General features: G+C 68.4%; 19 protein-coding genes and 1 pseudogene. 6 read left to right on the top strand and 14 right to left on the bottom strand.

The window, feature by feature from the left end; translation table 11 throughout:
- Positions 1–99 precede the first annotated feature (99 nt).
- Positions 100–963 (top strand): LysR family transcriptional regulator, encoded by an 864-nt coding sequence (locus AB3K92_RS07385; RefSeq protein ID WP_059523154.1) that lies wholly within the window; start codon positions 100–102, stop codon positions 961–963.
- A gap of 107 nt (positions 964–1,070) precedes the next feature.
- Here AB3K92_RS07385 and AB3K92_RS07390 read toward each other — a convergent pair whose 3' ends face one another.
- The 3 genes from AB3K92_RS07390 to AB3K92_RS07400 all read right to left on the bottom strand — a co-directional run bounded on the left by AB3K92_RS07390 (position 1,071) and on the right by AB3K92_RS07400 (position 4,372).
- The gene (locus tag AB3K92_RS07390; RefSeq protein ID WP_069255071.1) at positions 1,071–1,544 is read right to left on the bottom strand and encodes a nuclear transport factor 2 family protein; all 474 of its coding nucleotides are present in this window, start codon (positions 1,542–1,544) and stop codon (positions 1,071–1,073) included.
- A gap of 67 nt (positions 1,545–1,611) precedes the next feature.
- On the bottom strand, positions 1,612–2,796 hold the full coding sequence (locus tag AB3K92_RS07395; RefSeq protein WP_069255072.1) for an amidohydrolase family protein: 1,185 nt from the start codon (positions 2,794–2,796) through the stop codon (positions 1,612–1,614).
- A gap of 16 nt (positions 2,797–2,812) precedes the next feature.
- Positions 2,813–4,372 carry an amidohydrolase gene (locus tag AB3K92_RS07400; protein ID WP_369464747.1) on the bottom strand — a complete coding sequence of 520 codons (1,560 nt, stop codon included), beginning with the start codon at positions 4,370–4,372 and terminating at the stop codon, positions 2,813–2,815.
- A 257-nt stretch (positions 4,373–4,629) separates the two neighbouring features.
- Here AB3K92_RS07400 and AB3K92_RS07405 point away from each other — a divergent pair, with 257 nt between their 5' ends.
- The gene (locus AB3K92_RS07405) at positions 4,630–5,277 is read left to right on the top strand and encodes a glycine zipper 2TM domain-containing protein (RefSeq protein WP_021158654.1); all 648 of its coding nucleotides are present in this window, start codon (positions 4,630–4,632) and stop codon (positions 5,275–5,277) included.
- Positions 5,278–5,489: 212 nt separating this feature from the next.
- On the opposite strand, the gene AB3K92_RS07410 is transcribed toward AB3K92_RS07405, so the two are convergent.
- From AB3K92_RS07410 to AB3K92_RS07420, 3 genes are all read right to left on the bottom strand, one after another.
- Positions 5,490–6,881 carry an amino acid permease gene (locus AB3K92_RS07410; RefSeq protein ID WP_069255075.1) on the bottom strand — a complete coding sequence of 464 codons (1,392 nt, stop codon included), beginning with the start codon at positions 6,879–6,881 and terminating at the stop codon, positions 5,490–5,492.
- Positions 6,882–6,987: 106 nt separating this feature from the next.
- Positions 6,988–8,238 (bottom strand): FAD-binding oxidoreductase, encoded by a 1,251-nt coding sequence (locus AB3K92_RS07415; protein WP_069255076.1) that lies wholly within the window; start codon positions 8,236–8,238, stop codon positions 6,988–6,990.
- Between the two features lie 31 nt (positions 8,239–8,269).
- The gene (locus AB3K92_RS07420) at positions 8,270–8,623 is read right to left on the bottom strand and encodes a RidA family protein (RefSeq protein WP_042974203.1); all 354 of its coding nucleotides are present in this window, start codon (positions 8,621–8,623) and stop codon (positions 8,270–8,272) included.
- 289 nt (positions 8,624–8,912) lie between these two features.
- Between AB3K92_RS07420 and AB3K92_RS07425 the strand changes: the two genes are divergently transcribed.
- Together AB3K92_RS07425 and AB3K92_RS07430 are read left to right on the top strand one after the other, a co-directional pair.
- A complete protein-coding gene (locus tag AB3K92_RS07425; RefSeq protein WP_059586213.1) occupies positions 8,913–9,548 on the top strand; it encodes a helix-turn-helix domain-containing protein in 636 nt (211 codons plus the stop codon).
- Positions 9,549–9,726: 178 nt separating this feature from the next.
- Complete coding sequence (locus tag AB3K92_RS07430) at positions 9,727–10,236, top strand: GNAT family N-acetyltransferase (RefSeq protein WP_059487666.1); 510 nt, start codon at positions 9,727–9,729, stop codon at positions 10,234–10,236.
- Between the two features lie 81 nt (positions 10,237–10,317).
- On the opposite strand, the pseudogene AB3K92_RS07435 reads toward AB3K92_RS07430, so the two are convergent.
- Positions 10,318–10,520 (bottom strand): annotated as a pseudogene (locus tag AB3K92_RS07435) (endopolygalacturonase); the annotation flags it as partial.
- A gap of 173 nt (positions 10,521–10,693) precedes the next feature.
- A complete protein-coding gene (locus AB3K92_RS07440) occupies positions 10,694–11,053 on the bottom strand; it encodes a hypothetical protein (protein WP_069255077.1) in 360 nt (119 codons plus the stop codon).
- Between the two features lie 127 nt (positions 11,054–11,180).
- On the opposite strand from AB3K92_RS07440, the gene AB3K92_RS07445 reads away from it, so the two are divergent.
- Positions 11,181–12,539: an aspartate aminotransferase family protein gene (locus AB3K92_RS07445; RefSeq protein WP_069255078.1), complete on the top strand. Its 1,359-nt coding sequence runs from the start codon at positions 11,181–11,183 to the stop codon at positions 12,537–12,539.
- A 132-nt stretch (positions 12,540–12,671) separates the two neighbouring features.
- Here AB3K92_RS07445 and AB3K92_RS07450 read toward each other — a convergent pair whose 3' ends face one another.
- Genes AB3K92_RS07450 through AB3K92_RS07470 form a run of 5 tightly spaced genes read right to left on the bottom strand, consistent with a single transcriptional unit; the run spans position 12,672 to position 18,723 of the window.
- The gene (locus tag AB3K92_RS07450) at positions 12,672–13,961 is read right to left on the bottom strand and encodes a serine hydrolase (RefSeq protein WP_231127727.1); all 1,290 of its coding nucleotides are present in this window, start codon (positions 13,959–13,961) and stop codon (positions 12,672–12,674) included.
- Positions 13,962–13,966: 5 nt separating this feature from the next.
- Positions 13,967–15,163, bottom strand: a complete 1,197-nt coding sequence (locus tag AB3K92_RS07455; RefSeq protein WP_069255079.1) for a serine hydrolase — start codon at positions 15,161–15,163, stop codon at positions 13,967–13,969.
- Between the two features lie 58 nt (positions 15,164–15,221).
- On the bottom strand, positions 15,222–16,634 hold the full coding sequence (gene hydA / locus AB3K92_RS07460; RefSeq protein WP_060330758.1) for a dihydropyrimidinase: 1,413 nt from the start codon (positions 16,632–16,634) through the stop codon (positions 15,222–15,224).
- Positions 16,635–16,644: 10 nt separating this feature from the next.
- Positions 16,645–17,373, bottom strand: a complete 729-nt coding sequence (locus AB3K92_RS07465) for an aspartate/glutamate racemase family protein (protein WP_021158640.1) — start codon at positions 17,371–17,373, stop codon at positions 16,645–16,647.
- Between the two features lie 51 nt (positions 17,374–17,424).
- Entirely contained in the window at positions 17,425–18,723 is a 1,299-nt protein-coding gene (locus tag AB3K92_RS07470) for an MFS transporter (RefSeq protein ID WP_059586219.1), read from the bottom strand.
- Between the two features lie 172 nt (positions 18,724–18,895).
- Here AB3K92_RS07470 and AB3K92_RS07475 point away from each other — a divergent pair, with 172 nt between their 5' ends.
- Entirely contained in the window at positions 18,896–19,609 is a 714-nt protein-coding gene (locus tag AB3K92_RS07475) for a GntR family transcriptional regulator (RefSeq protein ID WP_042974167.1), read from the top strand.
- A gap of 21 nt (positions 19,610–19,630) precedes the next feature.
- Here the strand turns inward: AB3K92_RS07475 and AB3K92_RS07480 are convergent, their stop codons facing one another.
- Positions 19,631–20,806, bottom strand: coding sequence for a M20 aminoacylase family protein (locus AB3K92_RS07480; protein WP_069255081.1), 1,176 nt, complete (start codon positions 20,804–20,806; stop codon positions 19,631–19,633).
- Positions 20,807–20,819 lie beyond the last annotated feature (13 nt).

Consider the following 20,819-nt stretch of genomic DNA (forward strand, 5'->3'; position numbering starts at 1 on the left):
CGGGTCCGGCGAAACCGCGATTGCCCACGGCATCCGGCCATGTTAAAAGTCGTCGCACGCATTTGAAAATGAAATGCTCGAATCCACAGAAGTGCAGAAATGAATAGACCCCTGTTCGACATCGACCTGCTGCGCGCGCTCGTGATGGTCGCCGACTGCGGCAGCTTCACGACGGCGTCCGCGCGCCTGCACTCGACGCAGTCGACGGTCAGCCAGAAGGTGCGCCGGCTCGAGGAAATCGCCGGGCATCGCCTGCTCGACCGCGGCACGCGCGACGTGCGGCCGACCGACGCGGGCGTGACGGTGCTCAGCTATGCGCGGCGCATGCTCGCGTTGAACGACGAGATGCTGGAAGCGCTGTCGGGTGCGACGGTCGCGCTGACGATCCGGCTCGGCGTGCCCGACGATTTCGCGGCGGGCCGCACGACGCATGCGCTCGCGGCATTCAAGCGCGAGCATCCGCAAGTGAAGCTCGAGGTGATGTGCGGGCTGAGCCGCGACATCAGCGCCGCATACGATCGCGGCGAACTCGACCTCGTACTGATCAAGCAGCGCCGCGACAGCCGCGAGGCCGTCGTGCGCTGGCCCGAGAAGCTGCGCTGGATCGACAGCGCCGCGCATCCGTCGATCGATCTCGACCCGGTGCCGATCGTCGTGTTTCCGCCGCGCGGGCTCTATCGCGACGACATGATCAAGGCGATCGAGGAGCGCGGCCGCCGCTGGCGGATCAGCTTCACGACGTCGAGCCTGAGCGGCATCCAGGCCGCCGTCGCCGACGGGCTCGGCATCAGCGTGCTGCCCGCGCGCGTGGTGACGGACGAGCACGTCGTGCTGACCGCGAAGCAGGGTTTCGCGCCGATCGAACACATGGACATCGCGATCCTGCATCGGCCGACGGCCGACCCGATGGTCAGCGAACTGACGAAGGCGCTCGCGGCCATGCTGGAGCACGAGGAGCAGTAGGAAAGAGAACGCCGGATGCGGCAAGCGGGCGGACGCCGCGACGCCGCCGGCACGGCCGATGCGACGCGATCGCGGGCGCGTCGGCACGTCCGCGCGCCCGATCCCCGTCAGAACATCGTGTTCCCGTTCGCGGCCTGCTCGGGCACGGGTTGATTGACGTCCCAGTGCTCGACGATCTTGCCGTTCTCGAGCCGGAAGATGTCCATGATCGCGCTGCCGCGCGTGCCGGGTTCGCGCACCGCGTGCACGTGCAGGATCACGTAGTCGCCGTCGACGAACGAGCGCTTGATCTCGCTGTGCGACCGCGGATACTTGTCGCGCAGGAACGCGACGAACTGGCGGAAGCCGTCGCGGCCGTCGGCCGCGTTCGGATTGTGCTGCACGTAACGATCGCCGACATACGCGAGTGCGGCGTCGGCATCCTTCTCGTTCAGGCCTTTTTCATAGAACGCGAGCACCGTGCGCCGGTTCGCTTCCTGCTGCGCGTCCGACGGCCCGGCCGCCACCGCATGCGCGGCACTCACGGCGAACAGGGCCGCCGCCATCCATCGTGCGGCCCGTGCCGCGGTCGTACGTCGCATCGTCTTCTCCCGGGAAATCCGGCTGAAAACCGGATCATACCGGGGCGATGCTTCACCCGGGTTTCGCTCAGACCAGCGCGCCGTTACGCGCCACGATCTTCCCCGACGACACGACGAGCCGACGCACCGGCCGTGCGACGACGGCCTCGGCGAACGTCAGCGCGTCGACCAGCACGACGTCCGCGCGGCTGCCCGGCTGCAGCCCGTAACCGTCGAAGCCGCAACCGCGCGCCGCGCCGTGCGTCACGCAGTCGAGCGCGACCTCGAGCGCGTCGTCGCGGCGGAAATCGTTGCGCATGCCGATCAGCATCGCGCGTTCGAGCATGTCGGGCGACCCGTACGGCGTCCACGTATCGCGCACGCCGTCGTTGCCGCCGATGACCGTCACGCCCGCCGCACGGCACGCGGCCACCGGCGGCACGGGCACCGCCGCCGGCGCGGTCGTGACGAGCCCGACGCCGAGTGCCGCCATCCGGGCAAGCAGCGCATCGCGCTCGCGTTCGGCGATATCGCCCAGACAGAACCCGTGGCTGATCGTCACCTTGCCCTGCATGCCGTGCGCCGCCGTGCACTGCAGGATCAGGTCGAGCGAATACGCGCCCATCGAGCCGCGCTCGTGCAGGTGGAGGTCGAGCCCGCGGCCATGGCGTTCGGCGATCGCGAACAGCACGTCCACCGCCTCGACCGGATCGCCTTCGATCGCGCACGGGTCGAGCCCGCCGAGCAGATCGGCGCCGGCGGCGAGCGCGTCGGACAGCAGTGCGTCGGTGCCCGGCCGCTTGAGCACGCCCGATTGAGGAAACGCGACGATCTGGATTTCAACCTGCCCGCGCAGCGTCTCGCGTGTCGCGAGCACGCCGTGCAGATGCCGCAGCCCGGCTTCGGTATCGATGTCGACGTGGGTGCGGATACGCGTCGTGCCGGCCGCGAGGAATGCACGCGCCAGCGCGAGCGACGCGACGCCGGCGTCGTGGCCGCTCGTCGCGCGATAGTGGCGCTCGTTCTCGATCCGGTCGACGAGGCGCGGGCCGACCTGGTTGCGATACCACGGCATCCCCCAGTGCGTCTTGTCGAGGTGCGTATGGCCTTCGACGAGGCCGGGCAGCGCGAGCGCCCCCGCGCCGTCCTCGATCGCGCAGCCGGCGGGTGCGTCGAGCGACGGGCCGATGCGCGCGATGCGATCGCCTTCGATCAGGATGTCGAGCGCGGCGTCGGCGCTCGGGCGGACGTTGCGGATCAGCAGGTTCGTCATGTCGGTTCCGGTGTGGTCAGTCAGTGCAGTCGGTACAGTCAGTGCAACGGGGCACGGCGCGTGCCGTGCCGCCGCTCAGGTCGGCCAGGCCGGTCAGCGCGTGAAGCGCAGCGCAGGGGCGAACGGCGCGCCCGTGTCGCTTTCGCCGCGGCGAAACACCCAGCGTTCGGCCGGCACGCCCGCGACGGCCGCCGCCGCATTCGGCGCACGCACCGCGACGAACGTCGCGTCGCAGCCGACAGCGATTCCATAGTTCTCCTTGCCGATCATGCGCGCGCCGGCATGTGTCGCCATGTCCAGCGCGATGCCGAGCGCTTCGTCGGTGTAGAAGCCCGACCGATAGCCGACCATCATCGCGCGCTGCAGCATGTCGCCGTTGCCGTACGGCCACCATGCGTCGCGGATGTTGTCGTTGCCCGCGATCACCTGCACGCCCGCGTCGCGCAGCGCGCTGTACCGGCGGAAACGCGCAGTCGCCCGGCGCATTCGTCAGGATCGACACGCCGGCTTCGGCCAGTGCCGCCGCGGTGCGCCGCACGTCGTCGTCGCTCACCTGGCCGAGCGCGTACGCATGGCTCACGTTCACGCGCCCGCCGAGCCCCGCCGCGCGCGTGCGCGCCGCGATCCGCAGCAGTTGCGCGATGCCCGTCTCGCCCGGCTCGTGCAGGTGGATGTCGATCTTCGCGCCGCGCTTCTCGGCGATGCCGAACACGATGTCGAGCTGGCCGTCCGCGTCGCCGTCGAGTGTCGTCGGGTCGATCCCGCCGACCACGTCCGCGCCCTCGCGCACCGCTGCGTCGAGGATCTCCGCGGTGCCGGGGCACGTGACGACGCCGGCCTGCGGGAACGCGACGAGTTCGATGTCGACGATGCCGCGCCATTGCTCGCGCGCGGCCATCACGGCCTGCAGGTTCGACAGGCCCGTCGTCGCATCGACGTCGACGTGGCTGCGCATCGCGACCGTGCCGAACGCGGCGGCCTGCGCGATCAGCGCATTCGCGCGCTCGACGATCGGCGGCGCGGCCGCGAGCTGGCGCTTCTCGACCGCGAGCCGCTCGCGCAGCGTGCCGACCGTTTCGTGCGGCACCCAGCGATCGCCGACGAAGCTCTTGTCGAGGTGGATGTGGCCATCGACGAAACCGGGCAGCACGACGCGGCCGTCGAGGTCGATCGTTTCCGCGCCGGGCGCGGCCGCACGATCGGCGCCGATCGCGGCAAAGCGGCCGTCACGGACGACGAGGTTGATGGGCTGGCCGCCGGCATCGACGGCGTTGATGAAGATACGATCGGTCATGGCTCGGAATGTGGGGCGGTCGCGGCACGTCGCCGGCGCGGACAGGGGAAGGCACCGCAGCCGGCCCGGCGCGACCGTTGGCAGGGAATCCGGCCACGATATCGGACGGCGCCGGCAGAGGCCAATTAAATGTCGCGATGCCGCGCATTCGATTTCGCGATGCGCAGCGCAAACGCCGCGCCAGCCACGCGCGGCTGCGGGGTCCGATCTCGTCGGCGACGGCCCGCATGCCGATGGCCCGTCGAGTGACGTCGCCGAAGCCGACGTTTCGCGCGCCGGCATCGAGGGGCCGACTGCCTCGCAGGACAGGCCGCCGGACCGCTGTCGATCCGCGTCATCGCAGCTGCCGAACGGGCGCCGCCGCCCTCGCCGGGCATTGCGCGATCGCCCCGCCCGGGCGGCGATTTACGCGGCAACAGACTTTACACGTTGTTACCCGGCCGCACCGGACGCGCCACCCGCCATTCCTTATACTCACGCCGAGTTCGCCACCCGTCCTGGCATTCGTCGGCGAACCCGTTGCCGATGCAGGAATCATCATGATGCGCATGCCTTCCACGAAGACCGTTCTGTTCGCCTCGCTCGTCGCCGTCGCGGCGCTTCCGCTGACCGCCTGCGTCGCGCCGGGTTACTACGGCGCGCAGCCGGGGTATCCGCAGCAACAGCAATACGCGACGCCCGGCTACGCGCAGCCCGCGTATTCGCAACCGGGCTACGTGCAGCAGCAACAGCCGTATCCGAACCAGGCGCCGCAACCGTACGACCAGTATGGCAACCCGCAACAATACGGGTCGCAGCCGTATGACCAGTACGGCAATCAGCAGCAATACGGCAACGGCTACGGCACGCAGTACGGCACGGTCTCGAACATCCAGCCGGTCAACGGTTCGGTCGGCCCGTCGGGCGTGGCCGGCACCGTCGTCGGTGCGCTGGTCGGCGGCCTGGTGGGCAACCAGTTCGGCCGCGGTCACGGCCGCGACGCGGCGACCGTGATCGGTGCGCTCGGCGGCGCGGTGGCCGGCAACCAGATCGGCCAGCAGATGGGGGCCGCGCAAGGTCCGAGCAGCTACCGGATCGACGTGCAGGTCAGCGACGGCACGATGCGCTCGTTCGACGTGCAATCGCCGGGCAACCTCCGGCCGGGCGATCGCGTGCAGATCAACGGCAACCAGCTGGCGCGATATTGATTCGGATGCGGTGCGCCTGACCTGATCGGGCGCATCGTCGCGCGTTTGACGTCGGGGCCGGTTCGGCGCGACGGCGTACGCGTTTCACGTTGCCCGCCTCCTTCATGCGGCGCGGCGCACATGACGCACGCGCCGGCATCCGCCTTCAGCGCACCCGGCGCACGACCGCGCCACCACTCGCACTCCGACATCCGCGCCCGCGCGCCTGGCCGTCACACCCGCTCGACCCCGAGCCCGACCCGCGTCGACCGCGCGGCCGCCTGCAGATGCCGCGACCGCCGGTAGACGATCGTCATCACCACCATCACCGCCGCACCGGCATACAGCGACCCGCTCGTCGACGGATCGACGCCGAGCATCACGAACACGAACGCGACGAACACGAGACAGATCCACGACGTGACCGGCGCGTACGGCAGGCGGAACGCGACCGTCTCGCCGCGCGCGGCCAGCACGCGCCGGAACCGCATGTGCGTCAGCACGATCATTGCCCAGATCACGGCCACGTCGAACGACAGGAACGACATCAGCCAGCCGAACACGCGCGCGGGCATCACGTAGTTCAGCACCACGCCGACCGACATGAACAGCACGGTCGCCCGCACCGCGCGCGACGGCGACCCGCTGGCGCTCAGCGCCGCGAACGACGCGGGCGCGAGGCCGTTGCCGGCCATGCTCGACAGCATGCGCGCGCCGCTGAACACGATGCAGTTGAAACTCGACAGCGCGGCCGTCACGACCACGAAGTTGACGATGCCGGCCGCCTGCCGCAGCCCGAGCGATTCGAACGTCGTCACGAACGGGCTGCCGTGCTCGCCGAGCTCGTGCCACGGATACAGCGCCATGATGATGAACAGCGCGCCGACGTAGAAGATCAGGATGCGCCACAGCACCGAGTTGATCGCGCGCGGGATCATCTTCTGCGGCTCGCGCGCCTCGCCGGCCGTGAGGCCGATCATCTCGACGCCCGCGAACGAATACGCGACGATCGGCAGCGCGCTCACGACCCCGAGCACGCCGTGCGGAAACACGCCGCCGTGCCGCCACAGGTTCGACAGCCCGACCGGCTCGCCGTGATGGCCGATCCCCGTGAACACGATCAGCGCGCCGCCCGCGATCATCAGCACGATCGTCACGACCTTCACGATCGCGAACCAGAACTCCAGCTCGCCGTACACCTTCACGTTGAGCAGGTTGAACGCCGAGATCGCGGCGATCGCCGCCACGACCCACAGCCACTGCGGCACCTCCGGAAACCAGAAGCCCATGTAGATGCCGATGGCGGTCGTCTCCGCGACGCCGACACCGACCATCAGCAGCCAGTAGCTCCAGCCGACCACGTAACCGGCGTACGGCCCGAGGTATTCGAACGCATACGCGCCGAACGAGCCGGATACCGGCCGGTGCACGGCCATCTCGCCGAGCGCGCGCATGATCAGGAAGATCATCGCGCCGCCGATCAGGTACGCGACGAGCGCGCCGGGCCCGGCCGCCTTGATCGCGGACGCCGAGCCCAGGAACAGGCCGACGCCGATGGCCATGCCGAGGGCCATGAACGAAATCTGGCGCGCGCCGAGCTCGCGCCGCATCGTGTGCTGTTGCATGTCGTCTCCAGTCGTTGATCGTCGCGGCAAGCCGGATGGGCCGGCCGCTGGACGGAGCGGCCGGCGTCGTGTGCCGGCCGCCCTGCTGCAGCGCACGGACGCCGGTTCAGCGCCCGTGCAGAAAACGTTCGACGCGAAACGGCGCCGGATCGACGAACGGCTGCGTGCCGGTCATCAGGTCGGCGATCAGCCGGCCGGTCACGGGGCCGAGCGTGAAGCCGTGATGCGCGTGCCCGAACGCGAACCACAGATCGCGGTGGCGCGGCGCCGCGCCGATCACGGGCAGCATGTCGGGCGTGCAGGGCCGGCGGCCGAGCCACGGCGTGCGGTCGACGCGCGCGCCGAGCGGAAACAGCTCGCGTGCGACCGGTTCGACGGCGGCAAGCTGGGACGGCGTCGGCGGCGTGTCGCGATGGCCGAGCTCGACGCCGGTCGTCAGGCGGATGCCGCGCGTCATCGGCGTGATCAGGAAGCCGCTGTCGGCGTCGAGCACGGGCCGGTTCAGCCGCGCGCCCGGCTGCGGCGCGTAGTGCATGTGATAGCCGCGCTTGACCGCGAGCGGCAGCGTGTAGCCGAGCCGCTCGCACAGCAGGTCCGACCAGGGCCCGAGCGCGACGACCGCCGCGCGCGCGTCGACCGGGCCTTGCGCGGTATCGACGCGCCAGCCGTTCGCGGCCGACAGCGTCAGCGCGTCGCCGGCCAGGATGCGGCCGCCGAGTTGCTCGAAGCGGCGCGCATAGGCGGTGACGAGTGCATTCGGATCGCTGATCGAATCGGAGCCCGTGTAACGCAGTGCGCCGATCAGCGCGCGGCTCAGGTTCGGTTCCGCGTCGCGCAGCGCGGCCGCATCGAGCGCATCGAAGGTCACGCCGTATTCGGCATGCCAGCGCTCGGCGTCGCGCGTCTCGGCATCGCGCGTCGCGGCCGTGCGGAACACCTTCAGCCAGCCGCCTTCGCGCAGCAGTGCGCCGGCGCCGGACGCTTCGATCAGCGCGCGATGCTCGGTCACGCAATGTTCGATCAGCGGCGCATACGCGCGCGCGATCTCCGCATGGCGCGCCGGATGCGAATGGCGCCAGTAGCGGTACAGGAACGGGATCAGCTTCGGCAGCGCGCCGACGTGGTAGCGAACGTCGGGCGAGCGGTTGCACGCGTATTTCAGCAGCGTGCCGAAGCCGCGCGGAAACGCATACGGGTACACGCCTTCGCGCTGGATCAGCCCGGCGTTGCCGAGCGACGTCTCGTTGCCGGGCGCCTTGCGGTCGACGAGCGCGACCGACAGGCCGCGCTGCTGCAGATGGACGGCGACGGATACGCCGATCATGCCGCCGCCCAGGACGAGCGTGTCGTAGGTCATCGGGAGGCTCCTCGGGCGGGCGGTGCCGGCGTCAGGCGAGCGCGGTCACGGCGATCTCGACGTCGAGACCGGGCTTCATCAGCAACGCCTGCACGCACGCGCGGGTCGGCGCATGGCCGGCCGGCACCCAGGCGTCCCACACCGCGTTGAACGCGTCGAAATGCGCGGCGTCGCTGAGCCATACGTTGGCCGTGAGCACACGCGTCTTGTCGACGCCGGCCGACGCGAGCAGCGCGTCGATGCGCGTGAGGATTTCGGTCGCCTGCACGGCGATCGGCGCGCCGGCCGTATCGGGCACCTGGCCGGCCAGATGGACGATGCCGTTCGCGATCACGACCTGGCTCATGCGTGCGCCGGTCTGCAGACGTTTGATTTCACTGGACATGGATTGCACCTTCACGGGCCCGGCCGCGACCGGCCGGAAAAATGACTGGGAAAGACCGCTGGCGTGCGCAGGATCGGGGCGCCGCCGCACGGGCGAGCTGTGCCGATTCGTACACGTGTCGCGCACCTGTCGTTCGAGCCGGCCGCACCGGCCGCGCGAGTTTCGCGTCGTCCGATGCTAGAGTGGCCGTCACGCCGACCGTCGGCGCTTTCGACGAAAATTATCATATACGAGAAAATTTATTCTCGTATACGACAAAACCCGTATTCACGTCGCGCCCTGTATCCGCATGCCCAAATCCACCGTTCCCGTTCCGCCGCCCGCCGACACCGCGCCGCAACTCGACCACCAGACAGTCGGCGCGCGGCTGCGCGACGCGCGCAAGTCACGCGGCCTGACGCTCGCGCAACTGTCCGAGCGTTCCGGTATCGCGGTGTCGACGATTTCGAAGGCCGAGCGCGGCGACATTGCGCTCACCTACGACAAGTTCGCGGCGCTCACGCATGCGCTCGCGCTCGACTTCGACACGATGTTCGGCCGGCCCGCGCCCGCCGGCGCGATGACGCCGTCGTTCACGCCGGCCGGCCAGCAGATGGTCTACGACACGCCGAACTATGCGTACGGGATGCTCGCGAACGACCTGACCGGCAAGCGGATGGTGCCCGTGCGCGGGCGGATCCATGCGCGCAAGCTGTCGGACTTCGCCGACTACATCCGGCACAGCGGCGAGGAGTTCGTGTTCGTGCTGAGCGGCGAGCTGGAACTGCGCTTCGAGAACGGCCACGCGTACCGGCTCGGCGCCGGCGACAGCCTGTACTTCGACAGCGCTGTCGGGCACGTGTACCTGAGCCTCGGCGACACCGATGCCGAGGTGCTCGCGTGCTGCGTCGACGGCGACGCGCGACGGCCGCGCGACGCGATCTGAACGCAACGGCGCGGCCACGGCGAGCGATACGCGGAACGCGGAACGCGGAACGCGGAACGCCGACACGCGCGATCCGGATTCCTATTAGGATTAGTACGATGCATTCCGTGGCCATATCGGTCATAGCGGCCATAGCGGCCCGCGCCGGCATGCACGCCCCTCAACCGGAATCCCCTCGATGACGATCACGACTCGCCTGCTCGACGCGGCCGACGCCGCCCGTTTCCAGACCGTTCGCCTGCGTGCGGTCGACACCGCGCCCACGTCTTTCCTGCCGACGCCCGACGAAGAATCGCAGGTGCCGGTCGACGAATTCGCGATACGCATCACGCCGACCCACGAACGTGCCGTGTTCGGCGCATTCGACGGCGATACGCTCGTCGGCATCACCGGCGTGCGCCGCGATGCGCGCGCGAAGATCGCGCACAAGGCGACGATCTGGGGCGTGTTCGTCGATCCCGCCTATCGCGGGCAGGGCATCGCGCAGACGCTGCTCGAAAGCGCGACCGCACATGCCGCGCAGGCGTGGGGCTGCAAGCAACTGATGCTGTGCGTAAACGAGGTCAATGCCAACGCGGAGCGGCTGTATGCGTCGCAGGGGTTCGTCCGGTTCGGCACGGAACCGCGCTCGCTGTTCGTCGACGGGCGGTTCTACGACGAACACCACATGGTCAAGACGCTGGCTTGACGCGTTCAATCAGGTTCGCATTCGCGTGCATCGACCGCAGCACGCGAATGCCCTTCACCCTCACCTTCACCTCACATCACTTCACCGTTTGTCGACGATCGTCGTATTGACCGCCTTGCCCGGCGATCGTCACGTTCGTCAGCGTCAGCGCGCTCACATTGAACGCATGGATCGGCCGGCGACGTGACCGTCGGCGTACCCGACGCGACCGGCGTGACGAAGTCGCAGTTGCTGATCGTCTCGCCGGAGATCGGCTGCACGGCCGGCACAGGCGGCGTGCCGTTGTTCAGTGCATGGGGTATCGACACGTGCGGCGGCAGATCACTAGTGATACGTCGTCGCATCACAACGTGCAGTCAAAATGCGATCAAAGCAGGACACGCATTTGTCGCTTACCCCGTTTTTACCGAATCATTCCGCTGAATGTGTGTGCCCACTCACATCATCGAATGCGCTGTTAGAAATACGTTGTCGTATGTTTATGCGCAAAAACTTCAACTGAAATGCCCCGGCCGACACCGTCCGCCGGGGCAACGACCTGCTCGCCGGCAGCCGCTACCGCACCCATCGCCGGCTCGCGCCCAGCCGAAGCAGCCGGTTCGTCGAACACCAGCACCAGGTCGCCGTGACCACTCCCGTTGGTCGAGGTCGCCCCGCTGGCGACCGGCACATGGGCGCTGACTTTCAAGTTGCGGGTTTCGTCGCAGCCGTCAAAACCGTCGTGCCCGGGCTTGACCAGCGTGATCGTGCGAGCGAAGCCGAATACGATTTCCGCGCCGCCTGTCTTACCCGTCAGCACGACCCTTGCGTCGGCCATGTCGTCGCGACCGTTCGACAGCCGCAGCGGATATTCGCGCGCCCCCTCGCCTCGGTAATTCCGCCTCTGTTCAGCCCCCTGCCGGCCGCGCTATCGTTTCTCCTTCTTCACAGCCCAGGAGCTGCCTTTGCCTTCCCGCCACGGAGTCGACCTCATCCGCGCCCGCGCGCTGTTCGATCGCGAGCGCCAAGCGTTCACCGAAGCCATGCCGGTCTCCCGCGCCCTGTCCGCGGAAGCGTCCGAGCACTTGCTGTTCGGCGTGCCGTTGCACTGGATGCAGGACTGGTCGACGCCGTTCTCGCTGTATGTGAAGGAGGCGCGCGGCGCGACGTTCACCGACGTCGACGGCCATCGCTACGTGGATTTCTGCCTCGGCGATACGGGCGCGATGTTCGGCCACGCGCCCGAACCTGTCGCGCGTGCGCTCGTCGAACAGGCGACGCGCGGCTACACGACGATGCTGCCGAGCGAAGACGCCGCATGGGTGTCGCGCGAACTCGCACGCCGCTTCAAGCTGCCGGTCTGGCAATTCGCATTGAGCGCCAGCGACGCGAACCGCTTCGTGCTGCGCTGGGCGCGCGCGGCCACCGGCCGCAACACGATCGTCGTGTTCAACGGCTGTTATCACGGCACGGTCGACGACGTATTCGTCGATCTCGTCGACGGCCGCCCGGTGCAGCGCGACAGCCTGCTCGGGCAAGCCTACGACCTGCTCGCCAACACGCGCGTCGTCGAATTCAACGACCTGGCCGCGCTCGAAGCCGCACTGAAGGATGGCGACGTGGCATGCGTGCTCGCCGAGCCCGCGATGACGAACATCGGGATGGTGCTGCCCGACCCGGGCTTCTGGGCGGCCGCGCGCGAACTGACGCGCCGCTACGGCACGCTGCTCGTGATCGACGAGACGCACACGATCAGCAGCGGCCCGGGCGGCTACGCGGTCGCGCACGCTCTCGAACCGGACATGCTGGTGGTCGGCAAACCGATCGCGGGCGGCGTGCCGTGCGCGGTATACGGGTTCAGCGCCGAATTCGCGGAACGCGCGAAGCAGGCCAAGCTGAACGCGCCGCCCGGCCATTCGGGCATCGGCACGACGCTCACCGCGAACATGCTCGCGATGCATGCGATGCGCGCGACGCTCGCCGAAGTCGCGACCGATGCCGCGTATGCGCACATGTTCGAACTCGCCGCGCGGCTGGCGACGGGGCTCGAACAGGCGATCGCGAAACACGGGTTGCCGTGGTGCGTGACGCGTATCGCCGCGCGCACCGAGTTCCAGTTCGCACCCGTGCCGCCGCGCAACGGCACGATCGCCGGCGCGCAACTCGACAGCGAGCTCGAGCACATCGTGCACCTGTACCTGCTGAATCGCGGCGTGCTGATCACGCCGTTCCACAACATGATGCTCGTGTGTCCGCAGACGACGGCCGACGATGTCGACCGGCTCGTCACGCAATTCGACGCGTGCCTGGGCGAACTGGCGTGACGTGATGCACCGCGCGTCCGGCCCGCCCACAACGGCGCGGCCGGACGCACACCCGGCGCGACTTCCGCAGATCAGTCGGCACGCGCACTCGCTTCCGGCTCCACACGCTGCGCCTCACACGTATCGCCATGGCTACTTCGGCAGATCCGTCGGATCGACCTGCGTGCCGGGCGCGCCTGCGGAGCGCGCACTCACTTCAAGCTCGTCGCGCAGCGCCGCACGCGTATCGGCGCCGCCCGAGCCCGGCCCCGACGCCCGCCGGCCATCGAGCGCCGGCAGGATGTAGCCGTTCACCATCCGGCGGAACAGCTTCACGTTCTCCGCATCGCGCAGGCCACCGTCAATCGGCAGCACGCCCGTCATCACGATCACCGTGTTGCGCTTCGGCAGCACCGTGATGAATTGCCCCTTGAAGCCCATCGCGTCGAATTCGGGCTCGCTCTCGACGATGTTGTTGATCCACCAGTAGTAGCCGAAATGCGCCGACACACGCGGCGACGTCATCTGCGCGATCCACGCCTGCGGCACCACCTGCCGCCCCTGCCAGCGCCCACCGTCGAGCACGAGCATGCCGATCTTCGCCATGTCGACCGCGCGCAGCCGCAGCCCCCAGCCGGCCGACACGAGCCCTGTGCGATCCGCGCGCTCCCATGTCGCGCGCTTCATGTCGAGCGGGGCGAACAGACGCGCCTGCGCATAACGCTCGACGGGTTCGCCGGCCGCCGCGCTCAACATCGCCGACGCGAGGATCGGGTTCACGTCGGTGTATTCGAACGCGGTGCCGGGCGCGACCTTCGGCGCGGCCGAAACAGCAAGCTTCAGCCGGTCGGGCGCGGTGTAGTAGATCGGATCGTCCTTCGGGCTGAAGTCGTAATGCAGTCCGCTCGACATCGACAGCACGTGCTTGAGCTCGATGCCTCGCTTGTCCGCGAGCGCGCCGCCGAGGTCGGGGCGCCACGCGGCGAGCCGCGCGGCCACCGGCTCGTCGAGATGCACGGCGCCCTGATCGACCAGGATGCCCGCGACGAGCGACGTCACGGCCTTCGTCACCGAGTACAGCTCGTAGGTCGAATCGCGCGACGCGTTCGCACCGTAGCGCTCGAAGATCAGCTTGCCGTCCTTCACGACGAGCAGGCTGTAGACGTCGAGCTTCTGCTCGCGGATCCAGCGCGACAGCTCGACGAGCTTGCGCGAATCGACGCCGGCATCCTCCGGCGCAGCGGCTTCGATACCGGTTTCATGCAGCGGCGGCAGTGCATCGGCCGCATGCGCCGCCGACATCGTCGGCACCGGCGCGAGCGCACCGCTGCCGATCAGCAGCGTCGCAAGCCGCGCGAGCAGCCGGCGCATGAAAGGCGCGGCACGCGATGCGGGCCGCCGCGAATCGGGCCATGCGTCCGGATTGGCGATCATGTTCGTCATCCTTGTCAAATCTCCGGCGCATCGTTGAATGCGGCGGCCGTGCCGGGCACGCCCTTCGTCTCGCGGCTGCGCGCCAGCTCGTCGCGCAGCGCCTGCGTCGTTTCCGCGCGCTCGACCGGCGGCTGCGCCGGCGTCAGCGCGGGCAGGATGTAGTCGTTCACCATCCGTCGATACAGGTTCAGGTAGGTTGCGTCGCGCAAGCCGCCGTCGGTCGGCAGCAGGCTCGTCATGACGACGACCGCACGCTGCGCGGGCAGCACCGTGATGAACTGCCCCTTGAAGCCCATTGCGCCGAATTCCGGCGTGCCGTGTTCGACGACGTGACTGATCCAGCAGTAGTAGCCGTAATCGGCCGCGGCCGGCGACGGCGTCGTCATCTGCCGGACCCAGCCGGCCGGCACGATCTGCTTGCCGTTCCAGCGGCCGTTGTCGAGCAGCAGCATGCCGATCTTGGCCATGTCGACCGCACGCAGCCGCAGGCCCCAGCCGCCCGCCACCGCGCCGGTGCCGTCGGCGCCACTCCAGCGGTAGTGCGCGAAGCCGAGCGGCTCGAACAGCCGCGAGCGCGCGAACGCGTCCTCGCGCTCGCGCGCGGCGATCGACACGGCCGTGCCGACCAGCACCGGGTTCACGTCGATGTAGTCGAACTGCGTGCCGGGCGGCTGCGCCGCGCGGCTCGTCACCGCGACTTTCAGCCGGTCGGGCGCATCGTAGTACAGCGGATCGGTGCCTTCGCGCGTCGTGTAGCGCAGCCCGCTCGACATCGACATCAGGTGGCGCAGCTCGATGTCCCGCTTGTCCGCGAGTTCGCTCGCGAGATCGGGCCGCGCGGCCGCGATCAGCGGCGTGACCTTCGTCGACGGGCCGAGCTTGCCCTCGCCGTCGAGGATGCCGGCGAGCAGCGCGGTGATCGTCTTCGTCACCGAATACAGCTCGTAGTTGTGATCGCGCGTGAGGCCGTCGCCGTAGCGCTCGAACACGATCTTGCCGTCCTTCACGACGACGAGGCTGCGCACGTCCATCCGGTCGCGGCGCAGCCATTCGGACAGCCGCACGAGCGGCGCCGAATCGACGCCGGCCGATTCGGGTACGACGCTCGGCATGTCCTGCGGCGCGCCGCCGGCGGCCAGCGCCGGCCCGCCGCATGAACCGGCGACGATCGCTGCAGCCGCGATGCCGCGCATTGCGTTGGAAATACTCATCCTTGCTCCTGCTTAAACCGCGCCTGCCGCGTGGAACGGGCGCTCACATCGACGGACGTCAATCGAGGCACGGCTTGCCGGCCGGCACGAACTGCCCGCGCCCCGGCTCGGCCGCGAGCAGGCGGCCATCCTCGACGAGCAGCTCGCCGCGCGACAGGCAATGACACGGCCAGCCCGTCACCTCGATCCCTTCGTAGGGCGTGTAGTCGACCGCATGATGCAGCGACGCATTCGCGATCCGCACGCGCTTGTCCGGATCCCACACGACGATGTCCGCATCGGCGCCGACCGCGATCGTCCCCTTGCGCGGATACAGCCCGTACAGCTTCGCGGGGCGCAGCGACGTGAGCTCGACGAACTGGTGCAGCGACAGCCGCCCGTGACGCACGCCGTCGAACAGCAGCGGCAGCCGCGTCTCGAGCCCCGGAATCCCGTTCGGGATATGGTCGAACGAAACGGCCTGCCCGCCCGGATGCTTGCCGCACGGATCGTCGTAGCTGAACGGCGCATGGTCGGACGAGAACACCGAAAACACGCCCTGCTTCAGCGCCTTCCACACGGCCTGCTGGTTCGCCGGATCGCGCGGCGGCGGGCTGCATACGCACTTTGCGCCTTCATAACCGTGATCGTCATGGCCGAGATCGGCGGCCGTCAGATACAGGTATTGCGGGCACGTTTCGGCGAGAATCGGCAGCCCGCGCGACTGCCCCCAGCGGATCTGCTCGATCGCCTCCGCGCCCGACACGTGCACGATCAGGATCGGCACGTCGACGAGTTCCGCGAACGCGATCGCACGATGCGTCGCTTCGCGCTCGACCACGGCCGGCCGCGCATGCGCATGGAAACGCGGTGCGACGTGGCCGTCGCCGAGCAGCCGCTCGGTGAGCCAGCCGATGCAGTCCGAATTCTCCGCATGCACCATCACAAGCGCGCCGTGCTCGCGCGCGACCGACAGCACGTCGAGCATCTGGCGGTCGTTCAGCTTCAGGTCGTCGTAGGTCATGTACACCTTGAACGACGTGTAGCCGTTCGCGATCAGCCGCGGCAATTCTTCCGCCAGCACGTGCGGCGTCGGATCGGCGACGATCAGGTGAAAGCCGTAGTCGACCAGCGCACGCCCGTCGGCGCGCCGGTGATAGTCGTCGACGGCCGCCTGCAGCGACTGCCCCTTCGCCTGCGCGGCGAACGGGATCACGGTCGTCGTGCCGCCGCACAGCGCCGAGCGCGTGCCGGACAGGAAATCGTCGGCCATCCGCAGCCCGTCGGGCATCGGCTGGTCGAGATGGCAGTGCGCATCGACGCCGCCCGGCATCACGAGCATGCCGCTCGCATCGAGCTCGCGCGGCGCGCGCGGCAGCCCGTGACCGAGCATGGCCACGCGCCCCGCGCGGATGCCGATGTCGCACGAGAACCGGTCCGCCGCCGTGACGACGTCGGCGTGCCGGATCACGAAATCGAGATCGTTCGACATGGCGCCCGCCTCAGATCACTTCGCTGAAGAGACGGCCCCAGCCCTTCACCTGCCGCGTGTCGTAGTCGGCAAGCTGCAGCGACTTCCACACGACGGTCGAGATCGTGTCGTAGATCGGGATGCCCGTTTCCTCCTCGAGCGCCGGCACCAGGTGCGCGGCGTTCAGGTTCGTGCAGAAGATCGAGATCGCGCGCGGGCCGGCCGCCGCGACTTCGCGCACCATGTTGCCGATCTCGTCGCCCGTCACTTCGGAGAACGAGAAATTGACCTTCAGGTTCAGGTGACGCTCGGCGATGCAGTTCAGCCCCGAACGGCGATAGTTGTCGACGATCTTCGTCTGCACGTCGTCGAGATACGGCGTGACGAGGCCGAACTCGTGCGCGTTCGTCTTCTTCAGGATCTCGTTGAGCGCGAGCACCGACGTGGTGGCCGGAATGCCGGTCGCCGCGGTGATGCGCTCGCACAGCCGCTCGTCGGCCTCGAAGCCGAGCCAGCCCGACGACGTGCCGTTCCACGCGATCACGTCGACCTTCGCGTCGGCGAGCAGCAGCGCGGCCTGGATGATCTTGTCGTCGTCGAACTGGCCGAGCGCCTGGCCCGTCAGCGAGATCTCGGTGACCGGAAAGCGCGCGAAGTGCGCGGACACGCCCGGCAGGCCGGCGACCATCGCGCTCGTCAGCGGTTCGAGCGACGTGTTGGAGGACGGGGTGAGCATGCCGAGCAGGGTACGTTTTTTCATGACGGGTTTCTCTCTACCAGTGAATGCAGTCGATGCAGTGAAAGGGGTCGGTCAGACGGGGAGCTTGTTTTCGTAGTCGATCGCGCTGGAGCACACGAGCAGGCCGACGCCGGCCGCCGCGAACACCATCAGCGCAAGGAAATAGGAACCGGTGAACTGCACGATCGCGCCGACGACGATCGGCACGGTGACGCCGCCGATGTTGCCGCCGAGGTTCATCAGGCCGCCGAGGAAGCCGATCTTGTTGCGCGTGCCGAGCGACGACGGGATGCACCAGTACAGCCCGCACCAGCGCAGGAAGAACAGCGTCGACGACAGCAGCGCGACGCACACGACGGGGTCCTTCACATACGCGACCGAGAAGATCGACACCGTGGCGATCACCGCCGCGATGCCGAACAGCGTGCGCATCACGACGTTCGGGCGGCCGCCCGCGGCCTTCCACTTGTCGGCGATCCAGCCGCCGAGCAGTTCGCCGACGAAGCCGCTGAAAAAGATGATGAAGGTCGAGCCGCCCATCTGCTTGATGTCGAAGCCGTGCACCTTGTGCAGGTAGTTCGGCATCCACGTGAGCAACCCGTAGAACACGCTGTTGAAGCACATCCAGCCGAAGAACATGCACCACACCGAGCGGTACTTGAAGAAGTCGCGCGAACGGCCCGACGCGCCGGCCGGCTCGGCCGCGAGATCGCTCGCATGCGACGCCTCGATGTATTCGGCTTCGAGGTCGTTGACACCCGCATGTTCGCGCGGCGAGTTGCGGATGTAGTGCCACGCGAGCAGCCCGGCCAGCACGGTGCCGACGCCGGCCACCGCGAACGCGAGCCGCCACGAGCCGAGCACCGCGATCAGCCCGGCGATCAGCACCGCGCCCAGGGCTGCGCCGAGCGGCGCGCCGCCGTCGAGCAGCGTGGCGCCGCGGCCGCGCTCGGTCTGCGTCATCCAGATCGCGTTGAGCTTGCCGCCGGCCGGGTAGATCGGCGCTTCGGCCGCGCCGAGGCCGAGGCGCGTGAGCAGCAGCGACGGTGCATTCGTGCACAACGCGGCGATCGCCTGGAAGAAGCCCCAGAACACGGTCGCCGTCGCGATCACGACACGCGGCTTGAACCGGTCGGCCAGCATCCCGCCCGGGATCTGCATCACGGCATAGGTCCAGAAGAACGAGCTGAGGATCAGACCCTCCATCGCGGGCCCGATATTGAACTCCTGCGAGATGTAAGGCATGGCGACGGACAGCGATGCGCGATCGACGTAGTTGATCGCGATGAGGCTCAGCATCACGACGAATATCTTCCAGCGAACAGCGGATTTGCCGACCGTCATGGCGGCGACACCGGAGGTTGAAGACATGGACGGACTCCAGGAGTGGACGAGGATGGTCAGGACGTCGCGCAACGTGGAACCGAGTATAGGATTAGAAATTTATAATTACCGTTAGCGTAAACACTTGGTTTCATTGAGATTCTTTAATCACGATGTTGGTGCAGGGTAAGCCCCGATATCGTGATAAGCTCGCACCATCATGAGCCAGACACCCCGCAATCCCCTGCTTCTGCGCACGCGCGGCATGGCCGCCGAGATCGCCGCGCGCCTGCGCGTGATGATCGACGAGGGCGAATTGCCGCCCGGCGCGCGGATCGACGAAAAGGAACTCAGCCTCGCGTTCGACGTGTCGAAAACGCCGCTGCGCGAAGCGCTGAAGGTGCTCGTCGCGGAAGGCGCCGTCACGCATCGCCAGTACATCGGCTATCGCGTCGCGTCGATCGACCTCGACGACCTGGTCTCGACGTTCGAACTGCTGCACGGGCTCGAGGCGATGGCGGGCGAGTTGCTGCGCAAGCGGATCGGCACGGCGACGCTCGCCGCGCTGCAGGCGAAGCACCGGAAGATGGTGGAGTGTCATGAAGCCGGCAAGCGCACCGAGTATTTCCGGCTGAACCAGCAGATTCATCAGATGATCGTCGACGCGGCCGGCAACCCCGTGCTGTCGGGCATCTATGCGTCGCTGATGTCGAAGGTGCACCGCGCACGCGGCGCCGCGAACACGGACACGCTGCGCTGGGCCGAGTCGCTGCACGAGCACGAGGACATCATGGCCGCGCTCGCCGACCCCGACCATGCGGTGCTGCCGCAGGTATTGCGCAGCCATTCGGAAAACACCGCGCGCGAGGTGCTCGCGATCCTCGATCGCACGGGCACGGCCGACGCGCCGGAACAGCGCTCGGCCGGCGCGTGAAGGCTGCCGGCCGACGATCCGCTAGGCCGCCCGCAACGCCCGCCGCGCCACTTCCGCGAAATACCGCGCGCCCACCGGCAGGATCGCGTCGTTGAAGTCGTACGTTGCGTTATGCAGCGGCACGCCGCCGAGGCCACCCGCTTCACCGTTGCCGATGAACACGAAATTGCCGGGCACCGCCTGCAGGAACGCGCCGAAATCCTCCGAGATCATCATCGGCTGCACGTCGGCGTTCACCGCCTCCGCGCCCGCGACCTGCGCCGCGGCCCGCACCGCCGTGTCGACCCACTCCGGCGAATTCACCGTCGGCGCGAACTCGTGCGTGTACTCGAACGTGCACGCCGCGCCGTGCGTGCCGCAGATCCCTTCGCTGATCTCGCGCATCCGCGTTTCCAGCAGCGCCTGCACGTCGCGCGAATAGCTGCGCGTGTCGCCCTTGATAGTCACCGTCGACGGCAGCACGTTGCGCAGCCCGTCGGTGATGAACTCCGTGCAGGAGATCACCGCCTGCTGGCCCGGGTCGAGATTGCGCGACACGATCGTCTGCAGCGCGAGCACGACCTGCGCGCCGATCACGATCGGATCGATGCCCATGTGCGGGCGCGCCGCATGCGTGCCGCGCCCGTCGATCCGGATCACGAAATTGTCCTCGCTCGCCATGATGCCGCCGGCGCGCGTCGAGAAGGTGCCCGCGCGCATGCCCGGCATGTTGTGCGCGCCGAAGATTGCGTCGACCGGGAAGCGCTCGAACAGCCCGTCGGCCATCATCGCCTTCGCGCCGCGGCCGTGCTCCTCGGCCGGCTGGAAAATGAAACGCACCGTGCCGTCGAAATCCTTGCGCTCGGCCAGCAGTTGCGCGGCGCCGAGCACCATCGACATGTGACCGTCGTGTCCGCACGCATGCATCTTGCCGGGCGTGCGCGACGCGTGTTCGCGGTCAGGCGCGTGCTCGGCGATGTTCAGCGCGTCCATGTCCGCGCGGATGCCGATCGCGCGCTTGCCGGTACCGGCCGTCAGGTTCGCGACGAGCCCCGTGCCGCCGATCCCGCGATGCACGTCGAGCCCGAGCGTCGTCAGGATGCGCGCAACGTAGTCCGACGTGTTCACCTCTTCGAAACCCGTCTCCGGATGCTGGTGCAGGTGGCGGCGCCAGGTCTTCAGTTGGCCCTGCAGCGTGCTTTCGTCGATTGCGTCCATTGCGTTTGCCTCG

Origin of the sequence: Burkholderia sp. Bmkn7, from assembly GCF_041103175.1 — a bacterium.
Taxonomy (GTDB): domain Bacteria; phylum Pseudomonadota; class Gammaproteobacteria; order Burkholderiales; family Burkholderiaceae; genus Burkholderia; species Burkholderia cepacia.

Coding starts and splice junctions, on each gene's coding strand:
- AB3K92_RS07385 (WP_059523154.1), top strand. CDS start 100: ATGAATAGACCCCTGTTCGACATCGACCTGCTGCGCGCGCTCGTGATG.
- AB3K92_RS07390 (WP_069255071.1), bottom strand. CDS start 1,544: ATGCGACGTACGACCGCGGCACGGGCCGCACGATGGATGGCGGCGGCC.
- AB3K92_RS07395 (WP_069255072.1), bottom strand. CDS start 2,796: ATGACGAACCTGCTGATCCGCAACGTCCGCCCGAGCGCCGACGCCGCG.
- AB3K92_RS07400 (WP_369464747.1), bottom strand. CDS start 4,372: ATGCCGGCGCGCGAAACGTCGGCTTCGGCGACGTCACTCGACGGGCCA.
- AB3K92_RS07405 (WP_021158654.1), top strand. CDS start 4,630: ATGATGCGCATGCCTTCCACGAAGACCGTTCTGTTCGCCTCGCTCGTC.
- AB3K92_RS07410 (WP_069255075.1), bottom strand. CDS start 6,881: ATGCAACAGCACACGATGCGGCGCGAGCTCGGCGCGCGCCAGATTTCG.
- AB3K92_RS07415 (WP_069255076.1), bottom strand. CDS start 8,238: ATGACCTACGACACGCTCGTCCTGGGCGGCGGCATGATCGGCGTATCC.
- AB3K92_RS07420 (WP_042974203.1), bottom strand. CDS start 8,623: ATGTCCAGTGAAATCAAACGTCTGCAGACCGGCGCACGCATGAGCCAG.
- AB3K92_RS07425 (WP_059586213.1), top strand. CDS start 8,913: ATGCCCAAATCCACCGTTCCCGTTCCGCCGCCCGCCGACACCGCGCCG.
- AB3K92_RS07430 (WP_059487666.1), top strand. CDS start 9,727: ATGACGATCACGACTCGCCTGCTCGACGCGGCCGACGCCGCCCGTTTC.
- AB3K92_RS07440 (WP_069255077.1), bottom strand. CDS start 11,053: ATGGCCGACGCAAGGGTCGTGCTGACGGGTAAGACAGGCGGCGCGGAA.
- AB3K92_RS07450 (WP_231127727.1), bottom strand. CDS start 13,961: ATGACGAACATGATCGCCAATCCGGACGCATGGCCCGATTCGCGGCGG.
- AB3K92_RS07455 (WP_069255079.1), bottom strand. CDS start 15,163: ATGAGTATTTCCAACGCAATGCGCGGCATCGCGGCTGCAGCGATCGTC.
- hydA (WP_060330758.1), bottom strand. CDS start 16,634: ATGTCGAACGATCTCGATTTCGTGATCCGGCACGCCGACGTCGTCACG.
- AB3K92_RS07465 (WP_021158640.1), bottom strand. CDS start 17,373: ATGAAAAAACGTACCCTGCTCGGCATGCTCACCCCGTCCTCCAACACG.
- AB3K92_RS07470 (WP_059586219.1), bottom strand. CDS start 18,723: ATGTCTTCAACCTCCGGTGTCGCCGCCATGACGGTCGGCAAATCCGCT.
- AB3K92_RS07475 (WP_042974167.1), top strand. CDS start 18,896: ATGAGCCAGACACCCCGCAATCCCCTGCTTCTGCGCACGCGCGGCATG.
- AB3K92_RS07480 (WP_069255081.1), bottom strand. CDS start 20,806: ATGGACGCAATCGACGAAAGCACGCTGCAGGGCCAACTGAAGACCTGG.